Annotated in this window: 20 protein-coding genes; 3 read left to right on the top strand and 17 right to left on the bottom strand. The window is 62.0% G+C overall.

Going from position 1 to position 25,195, the window contains the following annotated elements; genetic code table 11:
• Positions 1 to 92 precede the first annotated feature (92 nt).
• The 17 genes from VXJ24_RS01810 to VXJ24_RS01890 form a co-directional block, all read right to left on the bottom strand.
• A complete protein-coding gene (locus tag VXJ24_RS01810) occupies positions 93 to 1,712 on the bottom strand; it encodes an ABC transporter substrate-binding protein (protein WP_330971206.1) in 1,620 nt (539 codons plus the stop codon).
• A 316-nt stretch (positions 1,713 to 2,028) separates the two neighbouring features.
• On the bottom strand, positions 2,029 to 4,020 hold the full coding sequence (gene uvrC, locus VXJ24_RS01815; protein ID WP_330971207.1) for an excinuclease ABC subunit UvrC: 1,992 nt from the start codon (positions 4,018 to 4,020) through the stop codon (positions 2,029 to 2,031).
• Positions 4,021 to 4,022: 2 nt separating this feature from the next.
• Positions 4,023 to 5,162: a peptidoglycan bridge formation glycyltransferase FemA/FemB family protein gene (locus tag VXJ24_RS01820; protein WP_330971208.1), complete on the bottom strand. Its 1,140-nt coding sequence runs from the start codon at positions 5,160 to 5,162 to the stop codon at positions 4,023 to 4,025.
• 103 nt (positions 5,163 to 5,265) lie between these two features.
• Positions 5,266 to 5,652 carry a phosphoribosyl-AMP cyclohydrolase gene (hisI, locus tag VXJ24_RS01825; protein WP_330971209.1) on the bottom strand — a complete coding sequence of 129 codons (387 nt, stop codon included), beginning with the start codon at positions 5,650 to 5,652 and terminating at the stop codon, positions 5,266 to 5,268.
• 9 nt (positions 5,653 to 5,661) lie between these two features.
• Positions 5,662 to 6,429: an imidazole glycerol phosphate synthase subunit HisF gene (gene hisF, locus VXJ24_RS01830; protein ID WP_330971210.1), complete on the bottom strand. Its 768-nt coding sequence runs from the start codon at positions 6,427 to 6,429 to the stop codon at positions 5,662 to 5,664.
• 2 nt (positions 6,430 to 6,431) lie between these two features.
• The gene (locus VXJ24_RS01835; RefSeq protein WP_330971211.1) at positions 6,432 to 7,175 is read right to left on the bottom strand and encodes a 1-(5-phosphoribosyl)-5-[(5-phosphoribosylamino)methylideneamino]imidazole-4-carboxamide isomerase; all 744 of its coding nucleotides are present in this window, start codon (positions 7,173 to 7,175) and stop codon (positions 6,432 to 6,434) included.
• Positions 7,172 to 7,840, bottom strand: a complete 669-nt coding sequence (gene hisH, locus VXJ24_RS01840) for an imidazole glycerol phosphate synthase subunit HisH (protein WP_330971212.1) — start codon at positions 7,838 to 7,840, stop codon at positions 7,172 to 7,174. The genes VXJ24_RS01835 and hisH overlap by 4 nt, the downstream gene beginning before the upstream one ends.
• Positions 7,841 to 7,852: 12 nt before the next feature.
• Entirely contained in the window at positions 7,853 to 8,440 is a 588-nt protein-coding gene (gene hisB, locus VXJ24_RS01845; RefSeq protein ID WP_330971213.1) for an imidazoleglycerol-phosphate dehydratase HisB, read from the bottom strand.
• A complete protein-coding gene (gene hisC, locus VXJ24_RS01850) occupies positions 8,441 to 9,535 on the bottom strand; it encodes a histidinol-phosphate transaminase (RefSeq protein ID WP_330971214.1) in 1,095 nt (364 codons plus the stop codon).
• A 2-nt stretch (positions 9,536 to 9,537) separates the two neighbouring features.
• Entirely contained in the window at positions 9,538 to 10,929 is a 1,392-nt protein-coding gene (gene hisD, locus VXJ24_RS01855) for a histidinol dehydrogenase (RefSeq protein ID WP_330971215.1), read from the bottom strand.
• On the bottom strand, positions 10,929 to 12,593 hold the full coding sequence (hisG, locus tag VXJ24_RS01860) for an ATP phosphoribosyltransferase (protein WP_330971216.1): 1,665 nt from the start codon (positions 12,591 to 12,593) through the stop codon (positions 10,929 to 10,931). The genes hisD and hisG overlap by 1 nt, the downstream gene beginning before the upstream one ends.
• Positions 12,594 to 13,026: 433 nt before the next feature.
• Positions 13,027 to 14,667 carry a murein biosynthesis integral membrane protein MurJ gene (gene murJ / locus VXJ24_RS01865; RefSeq protein WP_330971217.1) on the bottom strand — a complete coding sequence of 547 codons (1,641 nt, stop codon included), beginning with the start codon at positions 14,665 to 14,667 and terminating at the stop codon, positions 13,027 to 13,029.
• The gene (gene ybaK, locus VXJ24_RS01870) at positions 14,667 to 15,170 is read right to left on the bottom strand and encodes a Cys-tRNA(Pro) deacylase (RefSeq protein ID WP_330971218.1); all 504 of its coding nucleotides are present in this window, start codon (positions 15,168 to 15,170) and stop codon (positions 14,667 to 14,669) included. The genes murJ and ybaK overlap by 1 nt, the downstream gene beginning before the upstream one ends.
• Positions 15,157 to 18,066 (bottom strand): excinuclease ABC subunit UvrA, encoded by a 2,910-nt coding sequence (gene uvrA, locus VXJ24_RS01875; RefSeq protein WP_330971219.1) that lies wholly within the window; start codon positions 18,064 to 18,066, stop codon positions 15,157 to 15,159. Before uvrA ends, ybaK begins: the two co-directional genes overlap by 14 nt.
• A 179-nt stretch (positions 18,067 to 18,245) precedes the next feature.
• A complete protein-coding gene (locus VXJ24_RS01880) occupies positions 18,246 to 18,992 on the bottom strand; it encodes a glutamine amidotransferase (protein ID WP_330971220.1) in 747 nt (248 codons plus the stop codon).
• Positions 18,979 to 20,400 carry a MurT ligase domain-containing protein gene (locus tag VXJ24_RS01885; protein WP_330971221.1) on the bottom strand — a complete coding sequence of 474 codons (1,422 nt, stop codon included), beginning with the start codon at positions 20,398 to 20,400 and terminating at the stop codon, positions 18,979 to 18,981. Before VXJ24_RS01885 ends, VXJ24_RS01880 begins: the two co-directional genes overlap by 14 nt.
• Before the next feature lie 368 nt (positions 20,401 to 20,768).
• Complete coding sequence (locus VXJ24_RS01890) at positions 20,769 to 21,224, bottom strand: NanQ anomerase/TabA/YiaL family protein (RefSeq protein WP_330971222.1); 456 nt, start codon at positions 21,222 to 21,224, stop codon at positions 20,769 to 20,771.
• Between the two features lie 137 nt (positions 21,225 to 21,361).
• On the opposite strand from VXJ24_RS01890, the gene VXJ24_RS01895 reads away from it, so the two are divergent.
• The 3 genes from VXJ24_RS01895 to VXJ24_RS01905 are packed head-to-tail and all read left to right on the top strand — an operon-like array spanning position 21,362 to position 25,145.
• Positions 21,362 to 22,234, top strand: coding sequence for an Mrp/NBP35 family ATP-binding protein (locus VXJ24_RS01895; RefSeq protein ID WP_430623805.1), 873 nt, complete (start codon positions 21,362 to 21,364; stop codon positions 22,232 to 22,234).
• Positions 22,235 to 22,244: 10 nt separating this feature from the next.
• The gene (locus VXJ24_RS01900; protein ID WP_330971223.1) at positions 22,245 to 23,468 is read left to right on the top strand and encodes an aminoacetone oxidase family FAD-binding enzyme; all 1,224 of its coding nucleotides are present in this window, start codon (positions 22,245 to 22,247) and stop codon (positions 23,466 to 23,468) included.
• Between the two features lie 15 nt (positions 23,469 to 23,483).
• Positions 23,484 to 25,145: an NAD(P)/FAD-dependent oxidoreductase gene (locus tag VXJ24_RS01905; RefSeq protein ID WP_330971224.1), complete on the top strand. Its 1,662-nt coding sequence runs from the start codon at positions 23,484 to 23,486 to the stop codon at positions 25,143 to 25,145.
• The last annotated feature ends 50 nt before the right edge of the window (positions 25,146 to 25,195 follow it).

Consider the following 25,195-nt stretch of genomic DNA (forward strand, 5'->3'; position numbering starts at 1 on the left):
TGAAGTGGGGCCCGGAGAACTGGGGTCCTCCGGGCCTCCCGGCGGAGGCATCTATCGAGGCCTCCGAAATTCGCTGGACAAGCCCAGGCGGACTAGGCAGAGACGGTGACAGCGTCGATGAACGACAGGCCGGTCGTGCCGATGCCCTTGAAGTTCTTGATGGCAACGCCGTTGGGTGCCTTCGAGGTGTCCTGCCAGGAGCCGGTGCAGGTCTGGACCTGGAGCACCGGATAGAGGACGCAGTTGTCGGCAATGAGGTCGAAGCACTTGTTCCAGGTCTCCTGCTGCTCGGAGCCGCTCTGTGTGAGAGCGGTGCTCATGAGCGACTGGAGCTGCTTCCACTCGTCGGAGGTGTTCCACGGGCAGCGCGTCTTCATCCAGGTGTTGTCGCCGTACCACCAGTTCATGAGGAGGTCAGGATCGGCGCCGAAGCAGGACGGATCGCCCGGGGCGAGCAGGAGGTCATAGGAGTTGTCGCCGGTGTCGATGGCGGCATAGGTGGCCGCAGACGTATCGGTCGCGATCGTGACATTGAAGCCGAGGGCGTCGAGGTCTTCCTTGACCTGCGTTGCCATTGCCACGACCTGCTCGTTGTCCGTCGTGCGGAGCTGCACGGCACCCGGCGTGATGCCAGCTTCGGCGAGCAGGCTCTTGGCCTTGTCCGGATCGTGCGTGAAGACCGTCGAGGCCTTGTGGTAGTTCGTGAAGTTCTCGGGCAGGTAGCACGTCGGTGCTGCGGCAAGGCCCGCGAAGGCATTGTTGATCATCTTGTCGTAGTCAAGCGCATACATGACAGCCTGACGGACACGCTTGTCGTTCCACGGCGCCTTCGCGACATCGAACATCATGAACCTGGTGCCAAAGCCCTGGACCTTGTCGATGTTGCAGCCGAGGTTCGTGAGCGTATCGACCGCGTCGGCCGTGACCATCTCCATGACGAGGGTGGAGCCTTCCTGCTCTGCCGTCAGGCGTGCCGTCGCATCCTTCAGGACGTCGTAGTGGATCTTCTCGTCCTTGGCAGGATGGTCGCCGTTGTAGTTCGGGTTCGGGACGAGCTCGAGCGAGCTATCGGAGATCGTGTCATACATCCAGGGACCCGAGCCGATCGGCTTCTTTGTCATTTCGTCCTTCGTCGAGCTTGCCGGCACGACGCGGATGATGGCGAGGCGCTCCTTGATGAGCGAGAAGTTCGGGACGTTCGTCTTGATTGTGAGTGTCTTGTCATCCTTCTTCTGGATGTCGGCGATGGGGGCAAGCATCGAGGTATAGATGTTGCCGCTCCAGTCGGCCGCCTTGCCGGACGAGCGCTGGAAGGACTCGATGACGTCCTCAGGCGTCACGGCGTTGCCGTCGGAGAACTTTGCTCCGTCGCGCAGGGTGACCTCGAACGTCGTGTCGTCGACCTTCTTGGGGTCGTCGGCAGCAAGCTCGTTGAACGTGCTGTAGTCATGGAAATCGATGCCATAGAGGCCTTCGACGACCTGCCAGTTCGTGCCGCAGGCAAGAGCGGAGGACGTGCTCGACGGATCGTAGTTCTGCGTGCTGTAGGCGGTGCCGGCCGTGATCGTGCCGCCACCCTCGGTGCCAGCCTGGGAGCTGGAAGAAGACGAGCTGGAGCTGCTCGAGCCCGAGCCTCCGCATGCAGCAAGGCCCAGAACGGCTGCAGAGGCACCCGTCAATCCGATGAAGTTCCTACGTGTGAGATTGTTCATGGTTCTCCCCTTTCGCAGTGCATGGTGCTTGGAACTGCCGCTCCAGACGCTTCCCGTCAAGCGTCTGAGGCCGGCCCTGATGGCACCTATATTGCACTCTTGCAGAAGCTGGAACCGTTACCAATTAGGAAATTGGTAGTAACCATCGCCCAATGGAAAACTGCATAATCCCAGTGGTGCAATGCTCCAATCAGACGGTTTGCACGTTCTTTCCACAAACAGGAGAACAGCAGCCCAGCCTTCCTGCATCGCTGAGCTGCCGTTTATCTAAATCGCTGATATAAAAGCTTTTCCGTTACAGACAATTGATGAATTGTTACTTGAGTTTTTCAGGCTTTTGCCCTTCATCCTCGGCGAGCTCCTGCTTTCTGGCTGCATTGTCCTCGTCGAAGGCCCGGAGCGTCTCGTATACCGCCTCTGCGACCGCCTTCGGGATGCCCGGCGTCTCGGCAAGCTCCTCGACGGAGGCGGCCTTGATCTTCTTGAGCGACCCAAAGCGACGCATGAGGGCACGCTTCCTCGTCGGCCCCACCCCTTCGATATCATCGAGCACGGATTTTGTCATAGCCTTGTCGCGGAGCTCCCTGTGGAACGTGATTGCGAAGCGGTGCGACTCGTCGCGGACGCGCTTGATGAGGTAGAGCGAAGGCGAGCCTGAAGGAAGGACGATCGGCGTCTCGTCCCAGGGGACGAAGACTTCCTCGTCGGACTTGGCAAGGCCGCAGCACGGGATATCGAGGCCCAAAATCTTGAGCTGTTCTATGGCAGCCGTGAGCTGGGGCTTGCCACCGTCGAGCACGAGCAGGTCCGGGCGAGATCCGAACTTCTTGTCTGCCATCGTCTTTGGCCCATAGCGGCGCGCAAGCACCTCGCTCATGGACACGAAGTCATTTGCCTCGGTGAGCGGCGTCTGGATCTTGAAGCGGCGGTACTGCGACTTGTCGGGGCGTCCGTTCGTGAAGACGACCATCGAGGCTACCGTGAAGTGGCCATGGATCGTCGAAATATCGAAGCACTCGATGCGCATGGGCGGCGCCTCGAGCGCAAGCGCGCTTTCGAGCTCGAGCAGTGCCTGGTTTGTGCGGTCATCCGCGTATCCGGTCCTTACCATGTAGCGGTTGAGCGCATGATGGGCATTCTGCTCTGCCATCTTGAGGAGATTGCTCTTCTCGCCTCTCTGCGGCCGATGAAGGCGGCAGATGTGCCCCCGCTTCTCCGTGAGCCACTGCGAGATGTTCTCCCCGTCAGGCAGCTCTATCGCGACATCGACCTCGGAGGGGATATCTGCAGTCTCGTCGTAGTAGCGCTTGATGAAGGACTCGGCAAGCTCGGTCTCGGAGACATCGAGGCCCTTGTCGAGGATGAATTCGACGGAACGGATCGTCCTGCCTTCGCGCACGACGAAGACGCAGGCGCATGAGATCGTCTCCTCGCGGTAGAACCCGACGAGGTCGAGGTTCACATCGGAGGCGAACATGACCTGCTGGCGTACATTGAGTGCTGAGAGCGACTCGAGCCGGTGCTTGAGCCTGCCTGCCCGCTCGAAGTCGAGGTCTGCCGCGGCTTCCTTCATCTGGCTCTTGAGCTCGTCGGTGATGCCGCTCCTCTTGCCCTGCAGGAACCTTTCCACCTGGTCCACGTTCTTCGCGTAGTCCACCGTGTCAACGGCGCCGATGCAGACGCCCGGACCCTTGCCGACGTGGTAGTCGAAGCAGGGCCTGCCTTCGCGGGCCAGAAGCAGGTTCGCGACGTCTATATCGTCAGGATGCGCTTCAAGGATGCGCTTCGCGCGCTTCCACTCGACGCAGTTCGCAGAGCAGATCGGCACGACCTTGCGCAGCGTATCGACCGTTTCCCGTGCCGCATGGGCATCCGTATAGGGGCCGAAGTAGCGTGTCCCCTTGCGGTGGCGCTCGCGCGTGTATTTGATGGCCGGAAACGCATCCGATTCCGTGATGGCGATATAGGGGTAGGACTTGTCGTCCTTGAAGTCGACGTTGTAGTAGGGGTGGTACTGGGCGATGAGGTTGCGCTCGAGCACGAGCGCCTCGTGCTCGTTCTCGACGACGATGTAGTCGAACGAGCGCACCTCCTGCATCATGAGCGGAATCTTTGCGCGGTCATCCGTCAGGTTGATGTACTGCCGCATGCGGTTGCGGAGGTTCTTTGCCTTGCCGACATAGATGACCGTGCCCTGGGCATTCTTCCAGAGATAGCAGCCAGGATCGGTGGGGACCTGGTCCACCTGGTCTCTCAGAGACGGCTCCCCATTGCGAGAGATGTCCCAGGGCAGAGGTGCGCGCGCCATGGCTATTTCCCGGACTCTTCCGACTTCTTCTCAGCGTTCTCGGCATCCGCCTCAGCGAGCTTCTCCGACTCATGCTTCGCCTTTTCGGCGTGAGCCTTCTCGAGCTCTGCCCTGTGCTTGCGCTCCGCCTCGTCCTCGGCACGCTTGCGGCGGGCGACAACGACGTCGCGTGCCTTCACGAGCAGCGCATAGAAGCCACGGCGGACCGGGATATCGCGGGAGGGGGCGACCTCTGCCGTCTCCTTCGTGAACTTGCACTTGAACTCGTTGAGGCCAAGAAGCGACGGCGCGAAATCGGAGCCGATGCCCATCATGTCATACGACTCGATGCCCTTGTTCTTCGCGAGGTCGCAGCACTCGAAGTAGACAAGCTTGTCCGTCACATGCTGGCGCATGTACTCATTCAAGGATGCTCCGTAGTAGCGCACGGCACGCTTGCCGGAAATCGTGACGATGGACCAGGTAGCGACCTTGCCTGAGACCCTGCCCGCATAGACGCGGCAGTGCTCGGGCCCGAGGAGACGGATCATGTCCTCGTAGTCGGAGATCGGTGCCGGCACAAAGCCATCGCGCTTGCCGGTCTCGACCATCACATCGTAGTAGTCCTGGAAGGACTTGGTCGCTGCCTCGGTCTCATCGGCGCAGACCGCCGGGCTCTCGCGCAGAGCCTTCCTCACATCGCGACGGCCACGCGGCTTCATGCGGGAGAGGATCGCGTCATCTCCGCCCGTGACATCGATGATCACGGTATGGTCATACGGCACGGTCGAAAGGGCAGGATGCGATTCTGCGATGTCGTGCACGAGGGCCATGCGGATGAAGACCTGCCTGCGGTCATGCTTGTGGAGATAGTCGGCAAGGGCCTCAGCAAGCTCCTCTTCCTCATCCTCTGTCGGCTCATGGAACCAGATGGGCCCATGAACGGCATTGAGGTAGTGATAGCCATGCGTCTGGAAATCGAGGAACGAGCACACCGCTACGTCGGATCCGTCCACACTCGCCGCAAGCGCGCCCCAGGGCGTGCGTCCGGAAATCGTTGCCTGATACTTCGCCCAGATAGCGGACTGCTCGATTGGGAGCAGGACGTTCTGGCTCTTGACTTCCTCTTCGAGGCTGCCGAGCGAGATCTCGCGGATATCCATCGTGTAGGGGGCCTCCCTGTATCTGCTTTCTTCCTGAGCACACCATTCTAGCAGCGGAAAGCAGAAGATAGCTGCCCTGCATCAGATAAGCACGTGAAGGTCCTTACGCGATATCGCTCCTGAGCTCGCGGAAGAAGCAGCTTCTGTGGCCGGTATGGCAGGCAGGGCCCGGGGAATCCACCTCGTAGATGAGCGTGTCGGCATCGCAGTCGCAGAGCACGCGCTTGACCTCCTGCATGTTGCCGCTCGTGGCGCCCTTGTTCCAGAGCTCTGTGCGCGAGCGGGACCAGAACCAGGAGGTGCCAGTCTCGAACGTCTTCAGGAGCGCCTCCCTGTTCGCCCAGGCAACCATGAGGACCTCGCCCGTGTCCCACTGCTGCACGACGACGGGGATGAGCCCATGGGAGTCGTATTTCAGCGCATCGAGATCGAGCTTTGTCTCCTGAACAGGCTCTCCTGCATAGCTTCTTGCGGCATAGCCTTCTGCCATCGTGTCCTCCTAGAAGTCCAGACGCACCGGGATGCCCTGGGTCGCGAGATACTCCTTCACCTGGCGCACGGTATAGGTGCCGAAGTGGAAGACGCTCGCGGCGAGCACGGCATCCGCCTCGCCGTCGATGATGCCCTCGGCAAAGTGCTCGAGCGTGCCGACACCGCCCGAAGCGATGACCGGAATGGGGACAGCCCGTGCCACCGCGCGCGTGAGCGGGATATCGAAGCCATCCTTCGTGCCATCGCGGTCCATGCTCGTAAGCAGGATCTCGCCGGCACCACGCCTCGCCGCCTCTTCTGCCCAGGCGACGGCGTCGATGCCTGTCGGCACGCGTCCGCCGTTCAGGTAGACCTCCCACCTGTCGCCCTTGCCGACCTGCTTTGCGTCGATTGCGACGATGACGGCCTGAGAGCCGAATGCCTCTGCCGCAGCCGTGATGAGGCCGGGCTCGCGCACGGCAGCGGAATTGATCGAGACCTTGTCGGCACCTGCGGCGATCATCGTGCGGCAGCCTGCGATGTCGCGGAAACCGCCGCCGACCGTATAGGGTATGCGGAGCTCTGAGGCTGCACGCGAAGCCAGGTCGATTGTCGTCTTCCTGTTGTCGGACGTCGCCGTGATATCGAGGAAGACGACCTCGTCTGCACCCTCGCGGTCATACTTTCTTGCCAGCTCGACCGGATCTCCTGCGTCGACGAGGTCGACGAAGTTCACGCCCTTTACGACACGGCCGTCCTTCACATCCATGCAGGGAATGACTCGTTTGCACAGCATGGCTACTCCTCACCTCGGGAAGCTGCAAGAGCCTCTTCCAGCGTGAATGCGCCTTCGTAGAGGGCCCTGCCGCAGATGGCTCCCTCGATTTTGTCCGGCCCGAGCGCAGCCAGCGCCCTGATATCGTCGATGCGGGCGATGCCGCCCGAAGCCACGACCGGAAATCCTGCGACCTCGGCGATATGCGCATAGGCGGCCGCATCGATGCCGGTCTGCATGCCGTCACGGGCGATATCGGTAAAGACGAGATGACGGAATCCGAGACCAGAGAGATGGCGCGCGAGCTCGTCAGCAGAGAGCTTCGCATCATCCCGCCAGCCCGAGACCTTGACCTCGCCGTCCTTTGCCGCTATATCGGCCACGACCGCGTCTCCATACTCCTTGGCAGCTGCCTCGGCGAAGGCCGGATCGCGCACAAGCGCCGTGCCGATCGCGACACGCCTGACGCCGAGCGCAAGAAGCTCCTCGATGTCCTGGACGGACCGGATGCCGCCTCCCGCATCGACCGAGATGCCGGGCGTCTTGCAGATGGCAGCAAGGGCACGCCTGTTGGCAGAAAGCGCCTCCTCGTCCTCGCCAAAGGCACGGGAGAGGTCGACGACGTGGATCCAGGAGGTCCCTGCCTCCCTGAACTCCTCGGCGACGCCGGCAGGGTTCTCGCTGTAGACGTCCATATGGGCACGGTCGCCCTTCTGGAGCCGCACGACCTTGCCACCGACCAGATCTATCGCAGGAAAGAGGATCACCGGACTCCCCCTTCTTCGACGATTCTGATGTAGTTCTCGAGCATGCGGAGACCTACCCTCGAAGACTTCTCCGGGTGGAACTGGACACCGAAGATGTTGCCCTTCCAGATCGCAGAGGCAAAGGCACGCGCATAGAACGTCTTGCCTGCGATGACAGAAGGATCGGTATCCTCGTCGAGCGCATAGGAGTGCGTGAAGTAGACATTGGCACCTTCAGGCACACCTTCGAAAAGCGGGCAGGCAGCACCGTGCTCTGTGAGATGCAGCTGGTCCCAGCCGACATGCGGCACCTTGAGGCGGCTCGACTCGAGACGGGTCGCAGAGCCCTTGATGAGAGCAAGGCCGGAAACCCAGCGTCCGCTATCCGCAGGCTCTGCCACGCGCTCGTCACCGCGCTCTGAGAGGAGCTGAAGCCCCAGGCAGATGCCCAGAAGCGGCACGCCACGCTCGACCGCATCCAGCACGGCATCCTTCTCGCCGCTCTCCTCGAGGTAGATCATCGCGTCCTCGAAGGAGCCGACACCGGGGATGATGAGGCCAGAGGCGGAGGCAATCTTCTTCGGTTCGTCCGTTATCTCGGCGTCGCCGCCTGCCTCGGTGGCAGAGCGGACGACGGAGAGCAGGTTTCCTTTGTGATAGTCGACGACGGCAATGCGTCTGGGCATAGCATGCCTCCTCTAGAGCGTGCCTTTGGTCGAAGGGATGCCGGTCACACGCGGGTCGGACTCGACGGCAGACCTGAGTGCCCTCGCGCAGGACTTGAATGTGGCCTCGATGATGTGATGGGCATTCGAGCCGCAGAGCTCACGAAGGTGCAGCGTGATCCCTGCCTGACGGGCAAAGCCGCAGAAGAACTCCTGGGCAAGCTCCGTATCGAAGGTCCCCACCTTGCCAGGGCCGATCGGCACATCCCAGAAGAGCTCTCCTCTGCCAGAGATATCGAGGGCGCACTGGATGAGCGCCTCGTCAAGCGGCACAGCGCAGTCCGCAAAGCGGCGGATGCCGCACTTGTCGCCGAGCGCCTGGGCGATTGCCTGTCCCAAGGCGATGCCCGTATCCTCGACCGTGTGGTGGTCATCCACCCACGTATCGCCCTTGACCGCGATATCCATATCGATCAGGGAGTGGCGGGAGAGCGCCGTCAGCATATGGTCGAAGAAGCCCACGCCTGTATCGATCGTGGATGCTCCTGTCCCATCGAGATCGATCTTGATCTGGATATCGGTCTCGCCGGTCTTGCGTGCCGCTTCGGCAGTGCGTCCCATCTAGGCCTCCCTTGAGAGCAGCGCCTCGAGCGCTGCGACAACTGCTTCGTTCTCCGTATGCGTGCCCACCGTAATCCTGAGACAGTCCTCGAGGCCCGGCATCGCCGAGAAGTTCCTCACGAGGATCGAGAACTCGTCCCGAAGCGCTGCCCACTTCTCAGCTGCCTTGGGCACCCGCACGCAGAGGAAGTTCGCAGAGCTCGGCCACACATGCACGCCCGGAAGCTCCGAGAGCGCCTCTGTGAGCCATCCACGTTCTTTCACGATATCGTCGATGGCCGCATCGAAGGCACCAAGCTCATGAAGGCATGCAAGCGCCGCTGCCTGGCTGAACGAGTTCACGGAGTAGGGCTGGCGCACGGCGACCAGGGCATCGAGCACGTCAGGGGCGCCCAGGAGATAGCCGATCCTGCCGCCTGCAAGGCAGAGCGCCTTCGAGAAGGTGTGGAGCACGATCAGGTTGTCGCACTCGTCGAGCAAGGGGGCAGCGCTCATGCCGGCGGGCGCGAACTCGCCGTATGCCTCATCGGCGAGGACGATGCCCGGGCAGGCTTCGCAGATGCGCTTCACATCAGCGGGAGCCATGCAGTCTCCTGTCGGGTTGTTCGGCGAGGTCAGGACCACAAGCGAGGCAGTCTTTGCAGCCTCGACGAGCCCGTCCACATCAGGCAGGAGCGTCACCGGATCGCGCGGCACCTCGACGACCGGCGTCTCGACCATCTCGGCGTAGAGCTTGTAGACAGAAAACGTCGGCGGGCATGTCACCATGGTGTGCCCGGCGCCTCCGAAGGCGAGGAACAGGTTGAAGAGCGCCTCGTCGCCGCCATTCGAGACAAGCACCTGCTCGGGCGTCACCTCATGCCACTCGGCAAGGGCCTCCCTGAGCTCAGGAGCCAAGGGTGCCGGATAGCGGTTCACGACGACATGCGCCAGCGCCGCCTGCACGGAGCGCCTGACCTCTTCAGGCATCCCATGCGTGTTCTCATTGGCAGAGAGGTTGATGCGTACCGGCGTGAAGCCGGGATCGTACGGCTCGAGATCGGCGACACTCGGACGGGCGAGCGCACGCACACGGGGAGAGAGTCCTTTCCCCATGGCTACTCCCCCAGAGGCACGCGGCCAGGGGTGGAAAGCTTCGTCGGCCAGGCAATCTCCTGCGCCCCGGCAAAGGCAGCATCGGCGTCAGCGATGTGGTCCTGGCCTTCCTCGACGAGCTTCCTCCTCAGTCCTGCCGAAAGGGCATGTGCCCAGAGGCCTTCCGCTTCTGCCATGGCCTGGGTTGCCGGGGCATCTGCCATGAGGCCCTGGGGCGTATAGGAGATGACGGAAGAGCGCTTCTGGAAGTCGTAGACCCCAAGAGGATTCGAGAAGAGCGCCGTGCCACCGGTCGGCAGCGTGTGGTTCGGGCCTGCGACGTAGTCTCCCAGAGGCTCGGAGCTCCAGGGACCACAGAAGATGGCGCCAGCGTTCTTGATCTTGCCGAGGATCGAGAAGGCCTCCGGCACATGGAGCTCGAGGTGCTCAGGGGCGATCACATTGACGGAGTCGATGGCAGCGTCGAGCGAAGGCGCAATCACGATCTGGCCACGGTTGTCGAGGCTTGCCTTCGTGATCTCGGCACGCGGACTCTCCTTGAGAAAGCCATCGATTGCAGCAAGCACCCTGTCCGGAAGCTCCGGCGCATCTGTCACGAGGTAGCACGCAGCCATCGGGTCGTGCTCTGCCTGTGCCATGAGGTCGGCAGCGACGATCACAGGATCTGCCGTCGAGCCAGCGAGCACGCAGACCTCGGAGGGGCCAGCCACCATATCGATGCCGACATCGCCCGAGACATAGCGCTTCGCAGCGGCCACATAGGCATTGCCCGGACCGACAATCTTCGCGACCTTCGGGATGGACTCCGTGCCATAGGCAGCAGCAGCGATGCCCTGGGCACCGCCGACAGCGTAGACCTCGTCGACCCCTGCGATGGCGGCAGCGGCGAGCGTATAGGCAGAGAGCGTGCCATCCTTCTGGGGCGGCGTCAGCATGATGACACGCTCGACGCCTGCAACCTTTGCCGGGACCGTGTCCATGATGACGGTAGAGGGATACTGGGCGCGTCCTCCCGGAACGTAGACGGCAACAGAGGGCACCGGCGTGACCTTGACGCCCAGGATCGTGCCATCAGGCCTCGTCTCGAACCAGGAATCCTCGCGCTCGTGCTCGTGGAACTCGCGCACCTGCGCATAGGAGCGCTTCACGGCCTCGACGAAGCGCGGATCGACTTTCTCGAGCGCGCCTTTGACGGCCTCGTCGGGCACGCGGAAGCTCTTGGGGCAGGCACCATCGAACTTGAGACAGAAGTCACGGACAGCCGCATCGCCGCGCTCGCGCACCTCGTCGACGATTGCCTGGGCAGACTCCATGACCTCCTTCGGCAGGGCACCTGTCCTCTTCAGGTCAGCATTGGTGAGGGTCTCTCCCTCGGACAGCACGATCTTCCTCATTATTCCTCCTTGCTGGCTGCAGCCGCGAGGCGGTCAGCCAGGGAACGTATGCGGGCATCGGAGCGATAGGCAGCAGGGCCTGCGAAGAAGCGGGCACTGCACTCGAGTACGTCGTCGACAATCTCGAGGTCGTTCTCCCTGAGCGTCGTGCCCGTCGCCGTGATATCGACGATGCGGTCTGCCATGCCGACAATCGGGCCAAGCTCGATGTTGCCGTGGAGCGGCAGAATCTCGACCTGCCGGCCGATACGGTCATAGTACGCCTGCGTGATGTGGGGGTACTTCGTTGCAACGCGCTCGTAACCGCGCCAGGCATAGGCACGGTCGGTCTTGCCGGCAGCGCTTCTCGGCTCTGCGACGACGAAGCGGCAGGCACCGTAGCGCAGGTCCACAAGCTGCAGGAGCTCGACCTGGGCCTCGAGGATCGAGTCGTTACCGCAGATGCCGCAATCGGCACCACCATAGCCCACGAAATACGGGGCATCCTGGGCACGGACGATCACATAGTCGACCCCGTCCTCATGCACGATGAGGCGGCGTCCCGGGTCCTTGAGCCCCTCGACCGGAAGCCCAGCCTTCTCGAGCAGCTTCACGGTATCGCCGAAGAGCGATCCCTTCGGCACGGCAATGCGGATCGGACGCTCTGCCAGGCGCACGCCCGGCGTCACGACGCCGGTATCTCCCATCTCGCCCAGGACCTCCTGGAGACGCTCGAGCGAGAGGGCGAAGCCGCAGGCGCAGGTATCGGGCATGCCGAGGTTCTTGAGGACTGCATCGTAGCGGCCGCCGGAAGCAAGGGATGCGGCGATGCCTTCCGAATAGGCCTTGAAGATGATGCCCGTGTAGTAGTCGAATGAGTTGATGATCGAGAAGTCGAAGGCAAGCTCCCCTGCCTGGGCAAGGTCGGAAAGCGATGCCACGAGGGCCCTGAGCTCAGAGGTGCCTCTTCCCTCCTGGGGGACACCGGCACCATCCAGGAGCTCGTCGAGCGCATCGATCGTCTCAGCTCCGCCATTGAGCCTTGGCAGCTCGTGGAGCGCACGTGCCGCCTCGGACGCAAGCGAAGAGGCTGCGACAAGCTCATCCAGGCTCACAAGATCGCTCTCATGGACGAGGGCAAGCGCCTGCTTCGCGAATGCCTCATCCGGTGCGCAGGTCTGGAGCAGCGCCTTCAGGGGCGAGACAGAGCCGCAGACAATCTTCCAGGCCGGCACATGGAGGGCCTGGAGCACCTCGCCCAGAAGGGAGACGACCTCGGATTCTGCCTTCACGTCGTCTCCGCCGATGAGCTCGACGCCGAGCTGCGTGAACTGGCGCGGCTGGCCCTTGAGGCTTGCACGCTCGCGCACGACAGGCGCCACATACCTGAGGCGTGCCGGCAGCTGCCCTGCCGCGAACCTTGCTGCTGCCATGCGCGCGATCGGCAGCGTGAGATCGGGCCTGAGCACGAGGAGCTCGTCGTCCTCCGCGTCGAAGAGCTGGAACGGCAGGTTCTTGATGCGTCCTGCCTCCTCGAGGGTATGGCGGTCTTCGAGAAGCGGCGTCTCGACCGGAAGATAGCCATGGCTCGCGAAGCAGCTCCTGACTGCGTCGCAGATTCGCTCGCGCGCCAATGCCTCCTTCGGCAGGATGTCGCGGAATCCTTGGGGTGTACCGCTCAGCACGATGTCGCTCCTTCATGTCCAGGATGCTTCTGCATCCATCTTGTCTGCTGGTGGCACTTTAGCACACTAAAGTGCTTGCCGCAGCGAGGACGCCGCTCTGTAACGTAGCGGCAATGGAGCGTGCCTGCCCATCCTGGAGCCCGGCCTATTTCCCCAGATACTTCTTCAGCGCCTGGATTGCGAGAATCAGCAGGTAGAAGACAAGGACCATGAAGACGATGACGGGAATCCAGATGAGGGCAGAGAGTCCTCTGAAAAGAGATCAAGGAGCATGGCACATCTTCTCCGGCAAGCGTGGGCTCTTGGGTTCTGTCCCGCATGGTACCAAGCAGGCAAAGGCCGAGATCTCGCCTGTGCCATTGTTTCGGCAGATGCAGCGAGGCCCCCGCCAAGCGGAGGCCTCGAAATCGTTTCGATGCTATCTGGCTGTTCTCTACCTGCGCAGGCGTGCCGGCAGGAAGCGGTCCATGAGGCGGCCGATTGCATCAGCCTCAGGGATCTTCAGGGCGACCGCTCCGCCGTAGGTCACGATCAGGGCCGGGATGCCGCCGATGACGGAATAGAGGATGCCCTTGAGCATCGAGCCGTCCGTGGGGCCGAAGAAGTGTCCGAGGAGCTGGAGGATGAGGAAGGCAGCGACAGCGCCTGCGGCACCGAGTGCGAGCGAGCGCACGGCAGAGACTGCCATATGGCGGATGCCGACACCGCCGATCCGGTGATGGAGCTCCATGAAGGCCACGATATCGACGATCACATAGAAGACTGTGTTGCCCCAGGCCGAGCAGTTGAGGCCGTATCTCGGCGTCGCGACCATGAGGTAGATGACCTCGACGACGCCGGCCACGATGTTGGCAACAGCGAAGAGCATCATATGGCGCATCGAGGAGCAGATCTTCTGGAGATAGATATAGACGCCGTAGAGCGGAAGCGAGAACGCAAGGGCGATGAGGAAGCTCGCCGTCATCTCGATCTCATCAGCAGAGAAGCTCCTGCCTGCCATCACGGTAATCAGGGGCGTCGAGAACACGATCAGGAAGAGCATCATCGGGATCAAGAGGAACAAGATCTTGCTTGTGCCGGACGAGATGCCGCGCCTATATCCCGTCATATCGTGCTTCGCATAGAGATCTGAGAGCTCTGTGAACATGGCCGTCGTGATCGGCACGCAGAGAATCGAATACGGCAGCGTATACCAGATGCGGGCATAGTAGGCGACCGAGGAGCCGGAGACCGAAGACTGCATCTCGCAGGATGTCTGCACGGAGGATGTGACGAACATCACGATCGTGCAGAGAAGCGACGGGATGCCGATGGAGAGCGTGTCCTTGATGGCAGGATCGTGGAGGTCGATCTTGAAGTGGATGCGCACGCCCATCTTGTGGAGGCTCGGCAGCTGCACGAGGAGCTGCACGGCAACGCCCAGAGGGTTGCCGAGCGCCAGGATCAGGAGCGCCAGCCCCTGGTTCGTGGGAACGAGCCAGGCATAGAGTACGAAGGAGGCGATCGTCACGAAGTTGTTGAAGATCGGCGCTGCCGTGCTCCAGAAGTACTCGCGTTCGGCATTCAGGATGCCGGAGACGACGGTCGAGAGCGAGTAGAGCATGATCTCGATTGCGAAGAAGCGGAAGAAGTAGACCGAGAGGTCGAAGTCGAACTCCTTGGTCGCCGAGAACGTCTGCGTCCACACGACCGGCGCCGCGAAGATGATGCAGAGGATGGAGAGGCCGCCCATGATGAGGAGGATGAGCGAGAAGAGGTTCGAGGCGTAGGCATTGGCACCTTCGCGTCCGAGCTTGCGCTTCACGTTCATGTAGACAGGCAGGAATGCCGTGACGAGCATGCCGCCCATGACAAGCTCATAGAGCAGATTCGGGAGGTTGTTCGCGATCGTGTAGCACGAGGCGAGCATCGTGACGCCGACGGCATATGCCTGCGCCCAGGTGCGGAAGAAGCCCGTGACACGCGAAATCATCACGAGCACGCTCATCATTGCAGACGAGCGGCCTACCGACTCGGCAAGCGCCTCTTCCTCGTCAGTCTGCTGCTCCTCGATGTCCATTTCTCTGTTCTCCATCATCGCCCTTCCTGCACGATATCGACGAAGCGTGCGTCCAGGAACTTGGCCAGGGGCTCCGGTGCCACGATGAGGCCGACGCCACGCTTCCCGCCCGAGATGCCGATCTCATCGAAGAGTTCGGCCGTCTCGTCGATCAAGGTCGGGAACTTCTTCTTCATGCCGACAGGGGTGCAGCCGCCACGCACATAGCCCGTGACGCTCTCGAGCTGCTTTATCGGCATGAGCTCGAGCGACTTCTCCCCTGCTGCCGCTGCTGCCTTCTTGAGGTCGAGCTCTTCTGCCACAGGTATGCAGCACACGACGTGGTCCCGTGTCGGCGAGACGCAGACAAGCGTCTTGAACTGGCTCTCGGGGTCTGCCCCGACCTCTTCTGCCATGCGGACGCCGAGTCCTCTCGAGATATCTTCTTCGCCCTCGACGACCTGCACCCTATAGGGGATGTGTGCCTGGTCGAGCTCGCGCATCGCATTCGTCTTGACCTGCCCCTCACGCTTCGACATCTGCTGCATCCTCCTTCTCCATGCGTGCCCGGTCGCGCGCAAGGATCGGCGCAAGATAGCGTCCGGTATACGATTCTTTGACCTTCGCGACCTCTTCGGGCGTGCCATAGGCAACGACCGTGCCACCCCCATCGCCGCCTTCAGGGCCCATATCGATGAGACGGTCCGCCATCTTTATGACGTCCAGATTGTGCTCTATCACAAGGACCGTGTTGCCGGCATCCACCAAACGCTCCAATACCTGAACAAGCTGGCGCACGTCCTCGAAGTGGAGACCCGTCGTCGGCTCGTCGAGGATATAGAACGTCCTGCCTGTCTGGACACGCTGGAGCTCCTTGGCAAGCTTCACGCGCTGTGCCTCGCCGCCGGACAAGGTCGTTGCCGGCTGTCCCAGGTGCACATAGCCCAGGCCCACATCGAAGAGCGTCTCGAGCTTGCGGCGGATCTTCGGGATGTTCTGGAAGAATGAGAGCGCCTCTGTGACCGTCATGTCGAGGACATCGGCAATGGACTTGCCGTTGTACTTGACCTCCAGGGTCTCCCTGTTGTAGCGCTTGCCATGGCAGACATCGCAGGGTACATAGATGTCAGGCAGGAAGTTCATCTCGATCTTGATCTGGCCATCGCCCTTGCAGGCCTCGCAGCGGCCTCCCGGCACATTGAAGCTGAAGCGTCCTGCGCTGTAGCCGCGGGCACGGCTCTCGGGCGTCGAGGCAAAGAGCTGCCGGAGATCGTCCCAGAGGCCGATATAGGTGGCCGGGTTCGAGCGCGGCGTGCGCCCGATCGGGCTCTGGTCGATATCAATGACCTTGTCGATGCACTTCCTGCCATCCTCGTCCTCGAGCCCCTCGAGCGTACGATAGGGGCCGACAGGACGCTTCGAGTGCTGGATGATGTTCGTCAATGCTGGTGCCAGCGTATCGGTCACAAGCGATGACTTGCCCGATCCCGAGACGCCCGTCACGACCGTGAAGGTACCGTATTCGACCTTGACCTTCACGTTCTTGAGATTGTTCGCGCGGCAGCCCGTGATCTTGAGGGCACCGCGTCCAGGATTCCTGCGCTCCTTCGGAAGGCGGATCATGCGCTTGCCGGTGAGGTAGGCGCCCGTAAGCGACTTCTCGTCTGCCATGATCTCTTCCGGCGTTCCTGCCGCCACGACGTGGCCTCCGAGCTCGCCGGCACCCGGACCCATATCGATCACATAGTCGGCAGCACGGATCGTATCCTCATCGTGCTCGACGACGATCACGGTATTGCCCTGGTCGCGCAGGCTCTTGAGCGTTGCAATCAGGCGGTCGTTGTCGCGCTGATGGAGGCCGATCGAGGGCTCATCGAGGATATAGAGGACGCCCATGAGGCCGGCGCCGATCTGGGTGGCCAGGCGGATGCGCTGAGCCTCGCCACCGGAAAGCGTCGCCGAGGCACGCGAGAGCGTCAGGTAGTCGAGACCGACGTTCACGAGGAAGCGCAGGCGTGCGCGGATCTCCTTCACGATCGGCCCACCGATCACCTCATGGCGCTCATCGAGCTTGAGATGATCGAAGAAGTCGAGCGCCTCCCTGCAGGAGAGGTCGCAGAGCTGCTTGATGTTGAGGTCGCCCACCGTGACTGCCAGATACTCAGGCTTCAGGCGTGCGCCGTGGCAGGTCGGGCAGGGCTCTTCGCGGATGTACTTCTCGAGGTGTGTCCTCATGGTCTCAGACGTCGTCTCCTGGTACTTCTCGAAGAGGATCGTCCTCACGCCTGAGAACTTCGTGAGCCAGCTCGTGTCGCGCCCATCGAGCGTGCGGTAGTCGACACGGATCTTCTTGTCTCCCAAGCCATCGAGCAGCGCATTCTGGGCCTTGCGGGGCAGCTCGTCCCACGGCGTATCGGCAGAGACGCCGATATAGTCGCAGACTGCACGCAGAATCTGCGGATAGTAGTTCGAGCGGTTGAAGAGGCTTCCGAAGACGCCCTGGGCAACGGAGAGATGCGGATCCTCGATGAGCGAGCGTGCATCGACCGTCTTCTTGAAGCCGAGGCCATCGCAGTCAGGGCAGGCACCATAGGGTGCATTGAACGAGAAGTCGCGCGGCTGCAGGTCGTCGATCGAGTGGCCATGGATGGGGCAGGCAAGCGCAAGCGAGTACTGCAGGAGCTCTTCCGGCATGTGCTCGGGGTCTTTCCTGTCGGCAAGCAGGAGCACGCCGACCTTGCCGGAGGCGAGCTTCGTCGCCTGCTCGACGGCCTCGGCGATGCGGCCAAGGGAGTTCTCGCGGATCACGATGCGGTCGACAACGACCTCGATCGTGTGCTTGATCTTCTTGTTGAGCACGATCTCTTCGGTGAGCTCATGCACCTCGCCGTCGACGCGGACGCGGGAGAAGCCTTCCTTCGCAAGGTCCTGGAAGAGCTTCTGGTACTCTCCCTTGCGGCCAAGGACGACAGGCGCGAGCACGAGCGCACGCCTTCCCTGCCCGGCTGCGAGCACCTTGTCTGCGACCTGGTCCGTCGTCTGGCGCTCGATGACACGTCCGCACTCAGGGCAATGCGGCACGCCGACGCGGGCATAGAGCAGGCGCAGGTAGTCATAGATCTCTGTGACGGTGCCGACGGTCGAGCGCGGATTCTTCGACGTCGTCTTCTGGTCGATGGAGACAGCCGGCGAGAGGCCTTCGATCGAGTCCACATCGGGCTTGTCCATCTGGCCCAGGAACTGCCGGGCATAGCTCGAGAGGCTCTCGACGTAGCGCCTCTGGCCTTCTGCATAGATCGTGTCGAAGGCAAGAGACGACTTGCCGGAGCCCGAGAGGCCGGTGATCACGACAAGCTTGTCGCGGGGAATCGTCACATCGACGTTCTGCAGATTGTGCTGCCGGGCACCGCGAATGACGATGGAATCTGATGCCATGCTTCCAACCTTCTATCCAAACGGCAGCAGGAACTGTCAGTCCCTGCTGCTGAAGAGCAGTCTTCACCCATCTCGAGATGGATACATCCATGGTAGCAATAAGGACCCCGCCCCGAACCTCCAAGGTCCGAAGCGGGGTCCCGAAACCCGCATGCCACCAAAGAACCAACAAGAAATGGCTATATCGTGAGATGCATCCCCGGCACACGGAACGTGCGCACGCGCGTGTCATGGGCAGCCCGTGCCTCCTCCTCGAAGGCAAGGGAAGCGTCCTTCTCCCCCATCTCGTCCAGGAGCCAGCGCACGAAACCGGGATTCTCCGGCAGGAGCGGACCTATGATCCAGGTAGCGATGAGGCCGCCCCGTCTCCAGCCTTCGAGCTTCGTCTCGACGTTGAGGCCGAATCCCACCTCGTCCTCGCAGAAGAAGCAGGACTCGTTGTGCCCTTCCATCTGCGTGAACTGTGCCTTGAAGCCGGCAATCTCGATAGGGTCTTCCCCCGGTGCCGGCACGAACGTGCCGAGCACGACATCGAGGTAGCGCTTCGGCATGTTCCGGTGCGTCGTGAAGCTGAAGAGGTCGAGTGCAGGGTTCGTCGTGCCGTCCGGATCCACGATCCAGGTGCCGAGGAGCTCGGCTGCGCTTCCACAGAAGAGCATGGGGACGCCACTATCGGCCAGCTCGGCGAGCCTCTCCTTATAGGGCATGAGCTCCTTGACCGATATGTCCTGCTGCTGCTCTGTCATGTTGCAGCAGAGGATGAAGGAGGGCACGTGCTCTGCGAAATAGGGCACATCTCCCCTATGCGTATGGATGAAGCGGGCATCGGGCAGGCAGGCTCTGAGATACATCTCGTTGCCATTGTCTCCGCCCTGGTTTCCGAACTCCGGAAAGAGGACTTCGATCGTCGTATCAGCGCTCACCATCTGCCTCCTCGATCCTTTTCGCCAGGGCATATGCTGCCTTGCTCGCGATGCCGACATTCGAGACGGCAAAGGCGATGTAGGTCGCATCGGCTTCCATCGGATGCACGGCATTGACGGCATCCTCCCAGCCTGCGACCTTTGTGATCTTCTCTGCCGGCACGCCTGCCAGCCGCAGGCGCAGCGCCTGCTCATCTGCCGTCGCGCCGACGAGCACGATCTCCTTCACGGATGGATCGTCCAGGAGCTCATAGTCCGTGAGATAGAGCCAGCCCGGGTATTCCACTTCATCGGCATTCTCTGCCATGTGTCCATCGGAAAGGAGCATGATCAAGGCCTTCGTGCCCGGCTCCGACATGACGGTCTGAAGCGCGACCGAGGTGGCCGTGCCGTTCTCCCCCTTCGAGGCGATTGTCACGATGCGCCTGTCGCAGACGCTGCGTGCCTGGTAGCGCTCGGTCGTGATGTTGATGCCATGCTCGAGCGAGTGCGCAATCTCCTCGGCAGAAAGCCCCATCTCGCGCACGGCGACGATAGCGGCAAGCAGGTTGTATGCGTTCGTGATCGAGAGCGACTGAAGATAGTACTCATGCGCAGGCGACCCCTCGTGGCAGCGCTCCTCTATCGTCAGGAGATGCTTCTCGTGGTCGATCTTCGTGAGCACATAGTCGGGCTCGGGATTCGTGTAGCCGCAGGACGTGCAGCGTGCATGGCCGAGATGGCGGAAATGGGCGTAGTCATACTCGAGCCTGCCGCCACAGACCGGGCAGGCCGGCAGGTCGCAGACGATGCCCTGGGGCTCCTTCGTATCCTCGGGCTGAGGGGCTATCGCATAGTAGACACGGCTCTTCGTCTGCGGTGCCATACGGCAGGAGATGAGGTCGTCTGCATTGAGGACAAGGCGCGTATCCGGCGAGATGTTCCTGCTCATGACCGAGAAGACATAGTCGGGATTTGCCGAGCGCGTGAATGTATCCGAGTAGAGGTTCGTCACGACGACGAGCTCCGGGTCCACATAGGGCATGACCTCATTGAAGCAGATCTCGTCGAGCTCCATGACAGCCGTATCGGCACGGGGATGGCCGCCCGCGTCAGCATTGGCAATGAGCGTCGAGGCGATGCCGGTGCCGATATTGCCGCCCGCGCGGTTCGTCACGAGCATCCGCCTGTTATCGAAGAGGATATCGGCGATAAGGTTCGTGGTCGTCGTCTTGCCATTCGTGCCGGACACGAACACGAGGTGCTCCGGCATCGGAATATGTGCAAGGAAGTCTGGATCCATCTTCTCGGCGATGACGCCGGGAAGCTGTCCTCCCACATGTCCGGTCTTCCTGAGCACGCCGCGCACAAGCTTCGAGGCTGCCAGCGCGCAGCGGAATCTGATGGGGGAACCCATGCGTGATGCGGCCACGTTCTTGCTCCTTTGCCCAATCCATATCCAGCGCAGAGAGTCCAGGGCATGTCTTGGCCACAGCCATGCTGCCTGGTCCCGCGCATCGTCTGCACCACCCTGCCCAGATGCGTTCCCGGAGAGCGGACAATCTTTTCATTATTTCTTAATGGTACCTTAAGATACATGCTGCGCCCACCCAGGAAGGCATCGTCCAGAGAAATTCGGTGAAACCGCCTTTCCGCCGTTCAATTCAGCACCTTCCTCCCCTGGGCGTGAACATGGTGCCGAGAGCCTTCGACTTTCTCCTCATGCCAAAGCATGAGAGGCATGAGAAAGCCCCCGCCCAAAGGCAGGGGGGCCAAAGACGCTGGATTCTGTGTCGTACGCTACAGGGCGACCTTCACGACGACCTTGCGTACATGCTCGGGACCTGCAAGGGCACATCCTGGCTTGTGTGCCTCCTCGGGACCCAAGATCATGAGCTCGCCTGCATGGAGCGGAACCCACGAGCAGGCCTTTGGCTCGTCGTAGAGGCAGAAGTCGGATGCCTCGTCGAACTCCTGGAGTGCCTTGACGCCTTCGACCGGCGTAACGGCAATGGCCTCCTCGCCCGAGATGATGTATTGGATATCGAAGTAGCGCCTGTGCGCCTCATAGTGCTTCTGGGCTGCCGGCACCGTATCGTATTCCTGGACGTTCGCGAATACCTCGTCGCCTGCGACCTCATGCTTCCCGAGCGGAAGTGCGCTGAGGTCGTTCTGGCGCAGGAAGGCATAGGCCTTCTGGAACCGCTCGTTCGAAAAGTCGTAGCGGTCGACATAGCCAAGCGTTGCTGCAAGCATGCTCAATCCCTTCAGACGGATGCATTGCCTCCCATTATGCACCCAAAGGCGGCTTTTCAGGCACCGCGAGCATGATGAAAGGACCGTGCGGGGTATGATAGGTGGGAAACAGCATTTACCTAAGAGAAAGGCGCACCATGCCGCTTTCACCTGAAGAGGAACAGCAGATACGCGAAGAGATGGGCCAGATGCACGAAGATGCACCCCAGGCCGAGCAGGGACCCCAGATCTTCCCGCTCAACGAGAACTCGAACATCAGGCATGTGATCGGTGTCATCTCCGGCAAGGGAGGCGTCGGCAAGTCGCTCGTGACCGGCATCCTGGCCACCGAGCTTGCCCGTCACGGTGCCTCTGTCGGCATCCTCGACGCCGATATCACCGGCCCCTCGATCCCGAAGATGTTCGGCCTCGCCGACGATATGGTCGCCGCTGACGGAAACAACATGGTCCCCTGCGAGACCGCAAACGGCATGAAGGTCATGTCGACAAACCTCCTGCTCGAGCACAACGATGATCCGGTGCTCTGGCGTGGACCCATCCTCGCTGGCGCCCTCCAGCAGTTCTGGGGCCAGACGAACTGGGGCAACCTCGACTTCCTGCTCGTCGATATGCCTCCAGGAACCGGTGACGTAGCCCTCACCGTCTTCCAGTCCCTCCCAATCGAGGGTGTCATCATCGTCTCCTCGCCGCAGGACCTCGTCCAGATGGTCGTCGGCAAGGCCGTGAAGATGGCATCGATGATGGAAGTGCCGTGCCTCGGCCTCGTCGAGAACATGGCCTATCTCACCTGCCCGCACTGTGGCGAGAAGATCGAGCCGTATGGCCCGAGCCGCGCCGAGGAGACTGCAAAGCGCTACGACCTCGACTTTTTGGGCCAGCTGCCGATCGATCCTTCCTTCGCGCAGATGTGCGATGCCGGCAGGATGGAGCAGGACCTCCCCGACGGCCTCATCCCCGATGCGATTGCCGCGATCGTCGCCTCTGCGACCGTGATGGACGCACTGAAATAGAAAGGCTCCCATGGCAGGAGGCAGAAGACAGAAGACCGCACGCTCGCAGCTGCGCGAGCGTGCCCTCGATGCTGCGATGAAGGTGGCACCGCCAAAGATTGCAGATGTCTGCGTGGTCGGCGGCGGCGCCTCAGGCCTTGCCTGTGCCATCACGGCAGCAGAGGAAGGCGCCTCAGCATGCGTCCTCGAAGAAGCCCTCGAGTGCGGCCGCACGATTCTGGCGACCGGCAACGGACGCTGCAACTTCACAGCGGCTGATCTTGCTCCCTCCTTCTACAACCACCCCGATTTCGTCGAGTCAGCCGTCGGGCAGGACATGGCAGATGAGGTCTTCGCCTTCTTCCTGGCATCAGGCATGGCATGGACGGCAGACGACACCCGCTGCTATCCCCTCTCGAGGCAGGCAGCATCTGTGCGCGATGTCCTTCTTGCCCGCGCCCAGCGTGCAGGAGTCCTGCTTCTGCCAGGACGCGGTGCCAAGAAGCTTGAATCCCAGGGCAAGGGCTGGAAGGTCTCGTTTTCAGGCGAGGCCGGCGAAGGTGCGCTTGTATCCTCCTGCGCCGTCCTTGCAGGCGGCGGACACCTGGCCGAGACGCTTGTGCCACAGCTTCCCCGCATCGCACCGGAGCCCATCCTCTGCCCGCTTGCGCTCAAGGGGCTTCCGCTTGAGACCCTCGACGGCAGGCGTGCCCATGGCAGAGCCACGCTTCTGCGCGGAGCAGAGAAGATCGCCGAAGAAGCAGGGGAGTTCCTGTTCAGGCCCTATGGACTCTCCGGCATCGCTGTCTTCAATCTCTCACGGCTGGCCGAACCAGGCGATACGCTCGCTCTCGACCTCGCGCCGGATTATGCCGCATCGCAGCTGTCCCGCCTCATCCGCCTGGCACATACCGCGGAAGGCGTCTCAGACCCACGCCTTGCAGAGCTCCTCTGGAAACGTGAAGGCGGAGATCCCGACCGCATCGCGCAGGCGCTCAAGGCCCTTTCCTTCACGGTCGAAGGACGCACAGATACCGGACATGCTCAGGTCACGCGCGGCGGCCTTGCCATCTCTTCATTCGCGCCGACCCTTGAAGCAGATCCTGCCCTTGCCGGCTCCCGTGGCCTTTTTGCCTGCGGCGAGGCGCTCGATATCGATGGGCCCTGCGGAGGATACAATCTGGGCTGGGCCTGGACCTCGGGCATGAAGGCCGGAACAGAGGCTGCCAAAGCCGCCCGAGAGATCCGGAACTAGAAAGGAGCGCTCCCTGTGATCGAAATCTCAAACATCGCAATACCTCTGGGAACGCTGGATGGGACCGTCGAGTCCGCAAAGCACATCGTCGAGCAGCATGTGCTGAAGAAATACCATCTCACGAAGGCACAGATCGCCTCGTTCGAGCTCAGGCGCCGCTCGATCGATGCCCGCAAGAAGTCGGATGTCCACCTGATGTTCACGGTGCGCATCGCGCTTGTGGGCGGCAAGGAGAAGGAGCGTGCTTTCCTGCGCCGTCTTGCCCACCACCGCCAGGACAGAAACGTCCGCACGGTCGACGAGGTGCCGCCCCGCTTCCCGCAGCGGCATACCTCGACGCTCGATGAGCGCCCGATTGTCGTCGGGGCCGGATGCGCTGGCCTCTTCTGTGCCCTCACGCTTGCAGAGGCAGGCCTCTCCCCGCTTCTGATCGAGCGTGGAGATGACGCGGAGCGAAGGACCGCGCGGGTCAGCCGCTTCAATGAGACCGGCCTCCTCGATACAGAGAGCAACATCCAGTTCGGCCTTGGAGGCGCCGGCACCTTCTCTGACGGCAAGCTCCAGACCGGCACGAAGAGCCCGCTCCATAGGCTGATACTTGAGACCTTCGTCGAGGCAGGAGCTCCCGAGCGCATCCTCTGGGACGCAAAGCCCCATGTCGGCTCCGACATCCTGCCCCATGTGGTCACGAACATCGTGCACCGCATCGAGGAAGCAGGCGGCGAGGTCCGCTTCCGCTGCAGGCTTGATGACATCTACCTTGCCCAGGATGGCTCGATCTCAGGCATCCATGTGACGCAGGAGCATGAAGGCATCGAGCGCGGCGAGGATATCGCAGCGCATGAGGTCGTGCTTGCCTGCGGCCATTCGGCCCGCGATGTCTTCGAGCTCCTCCATAAGAAGCAGGTAACGCTCGAGCGCAAGACCTTTGCCATGGGTGCCCGCATCGAGCACCTCCAGGCACAGATAGACAAGGCGCAGTATGGACCTGCTGCAGGACACCCCGCACTCGGCGCTGCCCCCTACAAGCTCGTGAGCCACCTGCCTTCCGGCAGGAGCGCCTTCAGCTTCTGCATGTGCCCGGGCGGCTATGTGGTTGCCGCAGCCAGCGAGGAAGGCGGCGTCTGCACGAACGGCATGAGCCTCTCCGACCGCGCCGGCACAAATGCGAATGCCGGCATCCTTGCGAATGTCTTTCCCGAAGACCTTCCCGGAGACGACCCTCTCGCAGGGCTGTCGCTCCAGCGTTCCTGCGAGAGGAAGGCATTCGAGCTTGGCGGGGGCGCCTATCAGGCACCGGCACAGCTTGTCGGCGACTTCCTCAAAGGCCAGCCATCGTCAGCAGCAGGCACCGTCCAGCCGACCTATCCGCGCGGCGTCACCTGGGGTACGATCGAGCCAGCTCTTCCTCCCTACATCGCAGAGACCCTGCGTGCTGCGATTCCGCAGATGGGCAAGCACCTCAAGGGCTTCGATGTGGCAGATGCCGTGCTCACCGGCGTCGAGACCCGCTCCTCTTCTCCGGTGCGTGTCGTGCGCGAGAAGGATGGCCAGTCCGTCTCTACAAGAGGCCTCTGGCCCTGCGGCGAGGGTGCAGGCTATGCAGGCGGCATCATGAGCGCAGCAGCGGATGGCATCAGCTGCGCCGAGCACCTGATACGCGAGATCAGGGAATAGGGCGCAGAAAGAACTGGCAGATGTGAAGCGGGGGCAGCGCGTGCTGCCCC

This window comes from Olsenella kribbiana (assembly GCF_036408795.1).
GTDB classification, from domain to species: domain Bacteria; phylum Actinomycetota; class Coriobacteriia; order Coriobacteriales; family Atopobiaceae; genus Olsenella_L; species Olsenella_L kribbiana.

Bases quoted from the DNA above. Each gene is read 5' to 3' on its own strand.
- VXJ24_RS01810 (WP_330971206.1), bottom strand. From the start codon at position 1,712: ATGAACAATCTCACACGTAGGAACTTCATCGGATTGACGGGTGCCTCT.
- uvrC (WP_330971207.1), bottom strand. From the start codon at position 4,020: ATGGCGCGCGCACCTCTGCCCTGGGACATCTCTCGCAATGGGGAGCCG.
- VXJ24_RS01820 (WP_330971208.1), bottom strand. From the start codon at position 5,162: ATGGATATCCGCGAGATCTCGCTCGGCAGCCTCGAAGAGGAAGTCAAG.
- hisI (WP_330971209.1), bottom strand. From the start codon at position 5,652: ATGGCAGAAGGCTATGCCGCAAGAAGCTATGCAGGAGAGCCTGTTCAG.
- hisF (WP_330971210.1), bottom strand. From the start codon at position 6,429: ATGCTGTGCAAACGAGTCATTCCCTGCATGGATGTGAAGGACGGCCGT.
- hisH (WP_330971212.1), bottom strand. From the start codon at position 7,840: ATGCCCAGACGCATTGCCGTCGTCGACTATCACAAAGGAAACCTGCTC.
- hisB (WP_330971213.1), bottom strand. From the start codon at position 8,440: ATGGGACGCACTGCCGAAGCGGCACGCAAGACCGGCGAGACCGATATC.
- hisC (WP_330971214.1), bottom strand. From the start codon at position 9,535: ATGGGGAAAGGACTCTCTCCCCGTGTGCGTGCGCTCGCCCGTCCGAGT.
- hisD (WP_330971215.1), bottom strand. From the start codon at position 10,929: ATGAGGAAGATCGTGCTGTCCGAGGGAGAGACCCTCACCAATGCTGAC.
- murJ (WP_330971217.1), bottom strand. From the start codon at position 14,667: ATGGAGAACAGAGAAATGGACATCGAGGAGCAGCAGACTGACGAGGAA.
- ybaK (WP_330971218.1), bottom strand. From the start codon at position 15,170: ATGTCGAAGCGTGAGGGGCAGGTCAAGACGAATGCGATGCGCGAGCTC.
- uvrA (WP_330971219.1), bottom strand. From the start codon at position 18,066: ATGGCATCAGATTCCATCGTCATTCGCGGTGCCCGGCAGCACAATCTG.
- VXJ24_RS01880 (WP_330971220.1), bottom strand. From the start codon at position 18,992: ATGGTGAGCGCTGATACGACGATCGAAGTCCTCTTTCCGGAGTTCGGA.
- VXJ24_RS01890 (WP_330971222.1), bottom strand. From the start codon at position 21,224: ATGCTTGCAGCAACGCTTGGCTATGTCGACCGCTACGACTTTTCGAAC.
- VXJ24_RS01895 (WP_430623805.1), top strand. From the start codon at position 21,362: ATGCCGCTTTCACCTGAAGAGGAACAGCAGATACGCGAAGAGATGGGC.
- VXJ24_RS01900 (WP_330971223.1), top strand. From the start codon at position 22,245: ATGGCAGGAGGCAGAAGACAGAAGACCGCACGCTCGCAGCTGCGCGAG.